The organism is Staphylococcus sp. HMSC077D08 (assembly GCF_001837945.1).
GTDB lineage: Bacteria > Bacillota > Bacilli > Staphylococcales > Staphylococcaceae > Staphylococcus > Staphylococcus epidermidis.
The window spans coordinates 1-10,338 of record NZ_KV834815.1 but is presented as its reverse complement, the minus strand read 5'-3'; the positions used below and the strand labels follow the sequence as shown (position 1 = coordinate 10,338).

The following is a 10,338-nucleotide window of genomic DNA, read 5'->3' as shown; positions in this document are numbered from 1 at the left end:
AGGTGCAAATCCTATCTTCCGCTCCAATTTTAATATTATGCGGGAGTAGTTCAACTCTCAGAACACATTCCTTCCCGGAATGAGATATAGGTGCAAATCCTATCTTCCGCTCCAATTTTAGATTTGCGGGAGTAGTTCAACTCTTAGAACACATTCCTTCCCGGAATGAGATATAGGTGTAAATCCTATCTTCCGCTCCATTATTTACTTCCATTGGGAAGTTTTTTGTTTATATATTGAGCCGGTGTGGCGGAATTGGCAGACGCGCGGGACTCAAAATCCCGTTCCTTTATTGGAGTGTCGGTTCGATCCCGACCACCGGTATAAATTCAAATTTTTTTAGAGTGAAAACATTGTAAGTTTAATGTTTTCACTTTTTTTATTTTTTAAGAGCTAATTGTTATTTATCATTTGATAGTCTCTAAAATTTTATAAATAAGTAAGTTACTAATAATTGTGTCCAAATTCTTATAAAAAATATTTAAATAAATAAGTATAATATTTAATAAAATGCAAACAGATAGGATTTTTATTTTAACATTTAGGCATTTAATCACATATTTTTTCAGTTTATATATATAATTTAATTATAACAGCTGTTATTAAAAAATAATTTTTATAATTTTTGGAGGTTATCATATGAAAAAGAGATTTTTATCTATATGTACAATGACAATTGCAGCGTTAGTAACTACTACAATGGTAAATACTTCTTATGCAAAAACCGATACACAAAGCCATAATCATTCCTCACTTGGCACAGAAAACAAAAATGTTTTAGATATTAATAGTTCGAGCCATAATATTAAACCAAGTCAAAATAAAAGTTACCCAAGTGTAATATTGCCTAATAATAATAGACATCAAATTTTTAATACTACACAAGGTCATTATGATGCTGTTAGTTTTATTTATATACCAATAGATGGTGGATATATGAGTGGTTCAGGTGTTGTTGTAGGTGAAAATGAAATATTAACTAATAAACACGTCGTTAATGGAGCTAAGGGTAATCCAAGAAATATTAGTGTCCATCCTTCAGCTAAAAATGAAAATGACTATCCTAATGGCAAATTTGTGGGTCAAGAAATCATACCGTATCCTGGTAATAGTGATTTAGCAATCTTAAGAGTGTCACCGAACGAACATAATCAACATATTGGGCAAGTAGTTAAACCTGCAACTATAAGTAGCAATACAGATACTAGAATTAATGAAAACATCACTGTTACTGGTTACCCTGGTGACAAACCGTTAGCCACAATGTGGGAAAGTGTAGGTAAGGTTGTCTATATTGGTGGCGAGGAATTAAGATATGACCTAAGTACTGTAGGTGGAAACTCTGGATCTCCAGTATTTAATGGTAAAAATCAAGTTATTGGAATACATTATGGTGGCGTAGATAATAAATACAATAGCAGTGTTTATATAAATGATTTCGTTCAGCAATTCCTAAGAAACAATATACCTGATATAAATATTCAATAATTAAATTTAGTTTTTATAATATATATAGTGTATGCATCCATTGGTTAAATGTACAATTTAACCTTGGATGCTTTTTTTATCTAATAAGTAAATGTTAAATATTATCCGTATATAAGAATAATTGCTCACTTTTCTTTAATTATTGACATGAAATTTGATATTAAATGATTGTTTATATTTCGTTTCTATAATACGATTAATTTGATGTTTTAAATGGAGGTTTAACATGAGTCATTCGCAAATCAATGGAAAGCGATTTTTTAACAACATTTTGAATGCAGTAGGTGCAGGTGTAGTTATTGCATTATTACCTAATGCCTTATTAGGTGAATTATTAAAATTCTTTAAAGAAGGTAATCATGTACTAGAAACGATTTTTCAGCTAGTAACAATCATACAATCTTTTATGGCTTTTATTATAGGAGTTCTTGCTGCGCACCAATTTAAATTTAAAGGTACAGGTGCTGCAATAATTGGTATTTCAGCAATGCTAGGTTCTGGAGCAGTACACTATAATGGACAAACAATTGAATTAAAAGGAATTGGAGATATTATAAATGTAATTTTAGTAGTTATATTAGCTTGTTTCATTTATATGTTTTTAGAAGGTAAATTAGGTTCCTTAGAAATGATTATTTTACCCGTTTTAGTTCCTGTAATTAGTGGATTAATAGGGTTATTAACATTACCTTACGTTCAAGTCATTACGCAGTCACTAGGAAAATTAGTAAACAGGTTCACAGAATTAAATCCATTATTAATGTCTATATTAATTTGTGTAACATTTTCTTTATTAATGGTAACTCCAATCTCGTTAGTTGCTATAGCAACAGCAATTAATCTTACTGGTTTAGGAAGTGGTGCTGCAAATATGGGAATAGTTGCAGCTTGTGTAACCTTTTTATTTGGATCTTTAAGAGTTAATTCTCTAGGAGTTAACGTGGTATTACTTATAGGTGCTGCTAAAATGATGATTCCTGTTTACTTAAAGCATTTAATTATAGCTATTCCTTTGACAATTAATGGAGTCATATGTGGTATAGTTGCATATATTTTAAAAATTAAAGGGACTGCACTATCTGCTGGTTTTGGTTATACTGGACTGGTTGGTCCCATCAATGCATTAAACCGTATGTCGGGAAATCCATCTATGAATATTATTTTATTAGCTATTGGATATTTCGTTATACCATTTGTAGGTGCCTTTATTGTACATAAAATTTGTAAAAAAGTATTAAGTACTTACAGTGATGAGATTTATAAATTTGAAATCTCAAAAGATTAATTTTAATTATTATATTAGGAATTAGTGTATGATATATAACAAACTCTTTGTTTTTTCTTAAGTTATAAGCTGAAATTTGAATAACTTAATGAACATATTTATTAAGTTTAGATAGCATAAAATACCCGAGATACTCAATGTCTCGGGTATTTTTTTATACAATATTTGGAAATCTAATTGCGCACTTATGAGTATTTATGTATAATAATGTATAATTATTAAAAAGGAGGTTAAAAACAATGAAGTGTTTGTTCAAAATGTTATCAATCATAATATTAATGTTAAGTACTTTCACGTTATTTATCAGTCCGAGTACATATGCAAATGAAGATGAAAATTGGACTAAAATTAAAAATCGAGGAGAACTAAGAGTTGGATTATCAGCTGATTATGCACCTTTAGAATTTGAAAAGACGATACATGGTAAAACTGAATATGCAGGTGTAGATATAGAATTAGCTAAAAAAATTGCGAAAGATAATCATTTAAAGTTAAAAATTGTAAACATGCAATTTGATAGCTTATTAGGTGCACTCAAGACCGGTAAAATCGATATTATCATATCCGGTATGACGACAACTCCCGAACGAAAAAAAGAAGTGGATTTTACAAAACCTTACATGATTACAAACAATGTGATGATGATTAAAAAAGATGAAGCAAAACGTTATCAAAATATCAAAGATTTTGAAGGCAAAAACATAGCTGCACAAAAAGGAACAGATCAAGAAAAAATTGCACAAACTGAGATTGAAGATAGTAAAATTTCTTCGCTCAATAGATTACCTGAGGCTATATTATCTTTAAAAAGTGGAAAAGTAGCGGGTGTAGTTGTTGAAAAACCAGTAGGTGAGGCCTATTTAAAACAAAATTCTGAACTAACATTTTCAAAGACTAAATTTAATGAAGAAAAGAAACAAACATGTATAGCTGTTCCTAAGAACTCTCCTGTACTTTTAGATAAGTTAAATCAAACAATTGATAATGTAAAAGAAAAAAATTTAATTGATCAATACATGACAAAAGCAGCCGAAGATATGCAAGATGATGGAAATTTTATTTCTAAATATGGCAGTTTTTTTATTAAAGGAATTAAAAATACTATTTTGATTTCATTAGTAGGTGTGGTATTGGGGTCTATTTTAGGCTCTTTTATAGCTTTATTAAAATTAAGTAAAATTAGACCATTACAATGGATAGCAGGTATATACATAGAATTTTTAAGAGGTACTCCAATGCTTGTGCAAGTGTTCATTGTATTTTTTGGGACTACTACAGCTTTGGGGTTAGATATTTCAGCTTTAATTTGTGGTACTATTGCGCTTGTTATAAATTCTTCAGCCTACATTGCTGAGATTTTTAGAGCTGGTATTAATGCTGTAGATAAAGGACAAACTGAAGCTGCTAGAAGTTTAGGAATGAATTATAGACAGACTATGCAATCAGTAGTTATGCCACAGGCAATTAAGAAAATTTTACCTGCTTTAGGTAATGAATTTGTAACCTTGATTAAAGAATCGTCTATAGTTTCCACAATTGGAGTGAGTGAAATCATGTTTAATGCACAAGTTGTACAAGGAATATCTTTTGATCCATTCACACCATTGTTAGTTGCAGCATTACTATATTTCTTACTTACATTTGCACTTACACGTGTTATGAATTTTATTGAAGGGAGAATGAGTGCCAGTGATTAATATTAAAAATTTAAATAAAAAATTTGGAGCAAATGAAGTATTGAGAGATATTAATCTTACTGTTGATAAGGGTGAAGTGGTTGCAATAATTGGACCATCTGGAAGTGGTAAAAGTACTTTACTCCGTTGTATGAATTTGTTAGATGTACCTTCAAAAGGTAAAGTTATATTTGAAGATAATGAATTAACCCAACATAATGTTCAATTAGATAATTTACGACAAAAAATGGGTATGGTATTTCAAAATTTTAATTTATTTCCTCATAAAAAGGTCATTGAAAATGTAATGTTGGCACCACTTTTATTACATAAAGATAGTAAAGATCAATTAAAAGAGAAAGCTTTATATTTACTTGAAAAAGTGGGGCTTAAAGATAAAGCAGATTCATATCCTAATCAACTGTCTGGAGGTCAAAAACAAAGAGTTGCTATTGCAAGAGCTTTGGCAATGGAACCTGATGTTATGTTATTTGATGAACCAACATCTGCACTTGATCCTGAAGTAGTAGGGGATGTTTTAAAAGTAATGAGACAATTAGCGAATGAAGGTATGACAATGGTGATTGTCACGCATGAGATGAACTTTGCTAAAGAAATAAGTGATAAAGTGGTATTTATGGCCGATGGTGTTGTGGTTGAATCTGGTACACCACAAAACATATTTGAAAATCCTCAACACAGTCGAACTCAAAATTTTTTATCACGAGTGTTATAAAATTTATTTTCGAATGATAAAAGTTAAAGTTTACTATTCTCAGTTAGCGAATTTGTTATAGTTACATCATTTTAAACTTTTAAAAGAGAATTAGTATATCATAAAAATACTTATAGAAGTTTGGAAACAAATACTTTTCTTAAGATTGAATTAATAAATAGTGTTAAAGTTATCTAAAACATGCATTTTTAAATCTAAATAGCGATAAGCTACACAATTTTGAAAGCCTATGATAATGATTTATATCATAGGCTATAATTTTTAATCATTACAATATTATGCCAACTCTGATACATAATCTTATGTTAGAATAGCATATGTAATTTTAAAAAGGTGGCAAAGCTTATGAACAATAAACTAAAAAAAGAAATTATAGACTTTGCTCATTCTATAGGCATTGATAGTATTGGATTTACAACTGCAGATCCTTTTGATGAATTGAAACAAAAATTAGAGGAATATCATGCAAAAGGGTATGCATCGGGTTTTGAGGAATCAAATATATCATTACGTACAGAACCTAAACTAAGTTTACCTAGCGCACGTTCTATCATCGCAATAGCTGTGGGTTATCCTAATAAACTTAAAGGTGCACCAAAAAGTGTTAAAGGTGATCGTCGAGGCATGTTTGCTAGGGCATCATGGGGCCAAGATTATCACAGCATTATGCGTAAGAGACTTGATAAATTAGCTGATTTCATCAAAGAAAAAGTACCTGATGTCGAAATCCAATCTATGGTTGATACCGGTGTATTGTCAGATAGAGCAGTAGCAGAAAGAGCTGGGTTAGGATTCACGGGTAGGAATGGATTTGTGATTTCTCCGGAATTAGGGACTTGGTCTTATCTAGGTGAAATGTTAGTAAGTATACCGTTTGAACCTGATGATCCATTATTAGATAGTTGTGGTGACTGCACAATTTGTGTTGATCGCTGCCCAACAGGTGCACTTGTTGGAAATGGTCAGTTAAATAGTCAAAAATGTATTAGTTTTTTAACTCAAACTAAAGGTTATCTTCAAGATGAATATCGATATAAAATTGGAAATAGATTATATGGGTGTGATACGTGTCAACAAGTTTGTCCTAAAAATCGTGGTATCAATACTCAGCATGATGATATTGTCTTGGAACCGGAAATTTTGAAGCCACGTCTTGTACCTTTACTTCAAATGAGCAACAAGAAATTCAAAAGTACATATGGACATTTAGCAGGTGCTTGGAGAGGTAAAAAACCAATACAAAGAAATGCTATTATAGCTTTGGCACATTTTAAAGAAGAAAGTGCTATACCAGAACTAAAAGAAGTTGCATTAAATGATCCAAGACCTATGATTAGAGGTACTGCATATTGGGCAATTGGACAAATTTTAGAGGATGATGCTATACCTTTTATTGATGCACATTATGAAAATGAGATTGAAGAAGTGCAGATCGAAATGAAAAAAGGTTTGCAAATGAGGAGAGAACAAAAATGACGAATCATATTGTACTATATCAGCCAGAAATACCAGCAAATACAGGAAATATTGCACGTACTTGTGCAGGGACTTTAACCCATCTTCATCTAATTAAACCGCTCGGCTTTAGTACTGAAGACAAAATGTTAAAACGTGCAGGACTTGATTATTGGGAGCATGTTAATATTACATATCACGATAGTATTGAAGAATTTTTTGCTAATACTGAAGGTCACTACTATTTATTAACAAAATTTGGTAAACAAACCTACAGCGATTTTAATTTTTCTAATACTAATGAGGATTATTATTTTATCTTTGGTAAAGAAACTACTGGTCTTCCTGATTGGGTTAAGGAGAAATATGCAAAAACAGCTCTAAGAATTCCAATGAGTGACAATATACGTTCTCTTAATCTTTCTAATACTGCTGCTTTACTGATTTACGAAGCTTTGAGACAACAAGATTATCCTAACCTTTCATAATTAATGTTAATAAATAAAGTAAATGCAAGATAAACCCAAGAAATGTTATATTAATTGTGAACCAATAAAAAATAATAGTTTGATAATTAATACAAAGGGTATACTTTAAATTAAATCGACTTAATTAAAAGAGCAAACTTAGAGGAGTGTAGTTAACATGGCAATGAATTTTAAAGTATTTGACAATAGTGAAAAAGTAGCAGAATATACTGCAGATATTCTACGTAAGCAGTTTAATAATAATCCAACTACTATTGCAGGATTTCATTTGGGCAAAGAACATGCACCAGTGTTTGATGAACTTAAGAAAAATGTGGAAAATCATGCAGTTGATTTCAGTCAAATAAATATTTTAGATTATGATGATAATCATTCTTATTATGAGGCTTTGGGTGTGCCAACAGGCCAAATTTATTCAATTTCTTACGAAAATGATGCAATTGACTTTATCTCAGATAAGATTAAGACTAAAGAAAATAAGGGAAAACTGACAATGCAAGTCCTTACGATTGACGAAAATGGCAAACTTGACGTTAGCGTTCGTCAAGGTTTGATGGAAGCTAGAGAAATTTTCTTAGTTATTACTGGTGCTAATAAACGCGATATGGTAGAAAAACTTTACCGTGAAAATGGTAAGACTAGTTTTGAACCATCGGATTTAAAAGCACACCGTATGGTCAATGTTATCTTAGATAAAGAAGCGGCTGTAGGCTTACCTGAAGACGTAAAAGAGTACTTCACTGCACGTTTTGCATAAAATAAATTTGTGAGGGATGAATGATGGCGAACAAAAAAGATTCCAAATTAAATTATCATGAAGAAGAAAACGCTATGGTGACTGACTTAGATGATTTAAAAGAATTAGGAAAAGAGATGGAACAGATTTCACAGGAAAATGATGAAGAAAAATTAAGTCAACCTCATGATAACGAAGTTCGTTCAGATTTTAAAAACAGTAAATAGATTTCATAAAAATCCAGTAGCTTATCAGTATGTTAAGTTATTGGATTTTTGCATTGTATTATCTTTCACACGATTTGTTATAAAAATATTCACTCCTTTTGATTGGTTATGATATGATACTTACAGTCATTAACACAAGGAGATTAATTAAATGTTAAGAAAATACTGGATTCACTTTGTTATAGTTACTGTTATAGTGAGTTTATTATCTATAAAAGGTTTTCCACTTGCTTTAGGCGCTTTATACTTGCCACTATTGTTCAAAATTGTGCAACTTCAACTTAATTTATCAAAAGGTCTTATTGATAATGTCAATGCACATACATTTATAAAAAGTAATCAGTCTGGTGTGATGATCAGTGTGGTTTGTTGTCTATTAATAACGGGAGTTTTGACATACACCTTGGATGATTTTTATGATGAATTACCAGGAGTTTTAGGTATTTTAGTAAGTATAAGTCCTGTCACTCTCACTATAGGTGTGATACTATTTGTTTTAACTGCAATTGCTATTGTTCAGGCTACTAAAGCAAAATATCAACAACCTAAGAATTAAATAAGTATGAAGTAAATTAATATTTTAATATATGAGTCTTAAATGAGCATGAAAAAATTCATTTAGGACTCATTTTTATTTTATTAGGGAAATATTCTATTAAATGAAAACGGTTTATTTCAACATTGCTCATACAATTTAAATAGTGCTATACTACAATTAAACAAACAACAATAGGGGGAGCGATATAAATGTCAGTCAGAATTGAACATGATACATTTGGAGAAATTGAAGTACCAGAAGACAAATATTGGGGTGCACAGACTGAAAGAAGTAAACGAAATTTTCCAGTCGGCAAAGAGCATATGCCTATAGAAGTCATATACGGATTTGCTCAACTAAAAAGAGGTGCAGCCTTAGCAAATCATGAATTAGGAAAATTGAGTGATGAAAAAAAGAACGCCATCGTTCATGCTTGTGATCGTATTTTAAATGGAGAACTAGATAATCATTTTCCACTTGTGGTTTGGCAAACAGGTAGTGGTACTCAAAGCAATATGAATGTAAATGAAGTCGTAAGCTATGTAGCTAATGAATACCTTAAGAAACATGGAAGTAAGGAAACTATCCATCCAAATGATGATGTAAATAAATCTCAAAGTTCAAATGATACATTTCCAACAGCCATGCATGTCGCATTGTTCCATGAAATTGAAACTAAGTTAGAGCCAGCACTTAACCATTTACGTCAAACTTTTAAAGAAAAAGAAAACCAATATCAATCAATCATTAAAATTGGACGCACACATTTGCAAGATGCAACGCCTATTAAATTAGGTCAAGAGATAAGTGGTTGGCGCTATATGTTAGAAAAATGTGAGCAATTACTATCAGAATCAAAAAAGCATATTTTAAATTTAGCAATTGGTGGCACTGCAGTAGGAACGGGAATTAATGCTCATCCAGAATTTGGTCATAAAGTAGCTAAATATATTTCCAAAAACACAGGGTATGCTTTCGTATCATCTGAAAACAAATTTCATGCTTTAACTTCTCATGATGAGATTGTACAATTACATGGTACATTAAAGGCGTTAGCGACAGATTTAATGAAAATTGCAAATGATATTAGATGGCTAGCCTCTGGACCGCGTGCAGGTCTTGCTGAGATTTCAATTCCAGAAAATGAACCCGGATCTTCTATTATGCCAGGAAAAGTAAATCCAACACAATGTGAAATGTTAACTATGGTAGCAGTACAAGTCATGGGGAATGATACGACGGTAGGTATCGCAAGTTCACAAGGTAATTTTGAACTAAATGTATTTAAACCGGTAATTATGCATAACACTTTACAATCTATCTACTTATTAGCAGATGGAATGAATACCTTTAATAAAAACTGTGCAATAGGTATTCAACCGATTGAAGAAAACATTAATAATTATTTAAATCAATCATTAATGCTAGTTACGGCTCTGAATCCTCATATTGGATATGAGAAAGCAGCTCAAATAGCTAAAAAGGCACACAAAGAAGGACTTACTTTAAAAGAATCTGCAATAGAAAGTGGATATGTAACTGAATCACAATTTGAAGAGTGGATAAAACCAGAAGATATGGTAGACCCACATTAATTTTCTAGATTATAAAAATTACGGTTAAAAATAAATCTTTACGATTTGAGTTGGACAATAAAAGTGGTGCAAAATTGAAAATGAGGCTGGGACATAATTCCTAGCAAAATAGCC

Annotated in this window: 10 protein-coding genes and 3 tRNA genes; all 13 read left to right on the top strand. The window is 31.1% G+C overall.

The genetic code is table 11. The features are described from left to right. Positions 1-39 precede the first annotated feature (39 nt). The 13 genes from HMPREF2663_RS09505 (at position 40) to fumC (ending at position 10,224) form a co-directional block, all read left to right on the top strand. Positions 40-114, top strand: a tRNA-Gly gene (locus tag HMPREF2663_RS09505). An 11-nt stretch (positions 115-125) separates the two neighbouring features. Continuing rightward, a tRNA-Gly gene (locus tag HMPREF2663_RS12910) sits at positions 126-200 on the top strand. A gap of 40 nt (positions 201-240) precedes the next feature. Then, positions 241-324: transfer RNA gene (locus HMPREF2663_RS09500), tRNA-Leu, on the top strand. 315 nt (positions 325-639) lie between these two features. Next, positions 640-1,488 (top strand): trypsin-like serine peptidase, encoded by an 849-nt coding sequence (locus HMPREF2663_RS09495; protein WP_002491358.1) that lies wholly within the window; start codon positions 640-642, stop codon positions 1,486-1,488. 226 nt (positions 1,489-1,714) lie between these two features. After that, positions 1,715-2,773 (top strand): PTS sugar transporter subunit IIC, encoded by a 1,059-nt coding sequence (locus tag HMPREF2663_RS09490; RefSeq protein ID WP_002446768.1) that lies wholly within the window; start codon positions 1,715-1,717, stop codon positions 2,771-2,773. Between the two features lie 239 nt (positions 2,774-3,012). Further along, positions 3,013-4,470, top strand: coding sequence for an ABC transporter substrate-binding protein/permease (locus tag HMPREF2663_RS09485; protein ID WP_070846330.1), 1,458 nt, complete (start codon positions 3,013-3,015; stop codon positions 4,468-4,470). Then, positions 4,463-5,185, top strand: a complete 723-nt coding sequence (locus HMPREF2663_RS09480; RefSeq protein ID WP_002446766.1) for an amino acid ABC transporter ATP-binding protein — start codon at positions 4,463-4,465, stop codon at positions 5,183-5,185. Before HMPREF2663_RS09485 ends, HMPREF2663_RS09480 begins: the two co-directional genes overlap by 8 nt. A 345-nt stretch (positions 5,186-5,530) precedes the next feature. Further along, the gene (gene queG / locus HMPREF2663_RS09475) at positions 5,531-6,661 is read left to right on the top strand and encodes a tRNA epoxyqueuosine(34) reductase QueG (protein ID WP_002476052.1); all 1,131 of its coding nucleotides are present in this window, start codon (positions 5,531-5,533) and stop codon (positions 6,659-6,661) included. Next, the gene (trmL, locus tag HMPREF2663_RS09470) at positions 6,658-7,128 is read left to right on the top strand and encodes a tRNA (uridine(34)/cytosine(34)/5-carboxymethylaminomethyluridine(34)-2'-O)-methyltransferase TrmL (protein WP_002446764.1); all 471 of its coding nucleotides are present in this window, start codon (positions 6,658-6,660) and stop codon (positions 7,126-7,128) included. The genes queG and trmL overlap by 4 nt, the downstream gene beginning before the upstream one ends. Before the next feature lie 157 nt (positions 7,129-7,285). Beyond that, a complete protein-coding gene (locus tag HMPREF2663_RS09465) occupies positions 7,286-7,885 on the top strand; it encodes a 6-phosphogluconolactonase (RefSeq protein ID WP_020364054.1) in 600 nt (199 codons plus the stop codon). 23 nt (positions 7,886-7,908) lie between these two features. Then, the gene (locus HMPREF2663_RS09460; protein WP_020361957.1) at positions 7,909-8,091 is read left to right on the top strand and encodes an SAS053 family DNA gyrase inhibitor; all 183 of its coding nucleotides are present in this window, start codon (positions 7,909-7,911) and stop codon (positions 8,089-8,091) included. Between the two features lie 151 nt (positions 8,092-8,242). Beyond that, on the top strand, positions 8,243-8,647 hold the full coding sequence (locus tag HMPREF2663_RS09455; protein WP_070846328.1) for a hypothetical protein: 405 nt from the start codon (positions 8,243-8,245) through the stop codon (positions 8,645-8,647). 191 nt (positions 8,648-8,838) lie between these two features. Beyond that, entirely contained in the window at positions 8,839-10,224 is a 1,386-nt protein-coding gene (fumC, locus tag HMPREF2663_RS09450) for a class II fumarate hydratase (RefSeq protein WP_020361955.1), read from the top strand. Positions 10,225-10,338 lie beyond the last annotated feature (114 nt).

Bases quoted from the DNA above. Each gene is read 5' to 3' on its own strand.
- HMPREF2663_RS09495 (WP_002491358.1), top strand. From the start codon at position 640: ATGAAAAAGAGATTTTTATCTATATGTACAATGACAATTGCAGCGTTA.
- HMPREF2663_RS09490 (WP_002446768.1), top strand. From the start codon at position 1,715: ATGAGTCATTCGCAAATCAATGGAAAGCGATTTTTTAACAACATTTTG.
- HMPREF2663_RS09485 (WP_070846330.1), top strand. From the start codon at position 3,013: ATGAAGTGTTTGTTCAAAATGTTATCAATCATAATATTAATGTTAAGT.
- queG (WP_002476052.1), top strand. From the start codon at position 5,531: ATGAACAATAAACTAAAAAAAGAAATTATAGACTTTGCTCATTCTATA.
- trmL (WP_002446764.1), top strand. From the start codon at position 6,658: ATGACGAATCATATTGTACTATATCAGCCAGAAATACCAGCAAATACA.
- HMPREF2663_RS09465 (WP_020364054.1), top strand. From the start codon at position 7,286: ATGGCAATGAATTTTAAAGTATTTGACAATAGTGAAAAAGTAGCAGAA.
- HMPREF2663_RS09460 (WP_020361957.1), top strand. From the start codon at position 7,909: ATGGCGAACAAAAAAGATTCCAAATTAAATTATCATGAAGAAGAAAAC.
- HMPREF2663_RS09455 (WP_070846328.1), top strand. From the start codon at position 8,243: ATGTTAAGAAAATACTGGATTCACTTTGTTATAGTTACTGTTATAGTG.
- fumC (WP_020361955.1), top strand. From the start codon at position 8,839: ATGTCAGTCAGAATTGAACATGATACATTTGGAGAAATTGAAGTACCA.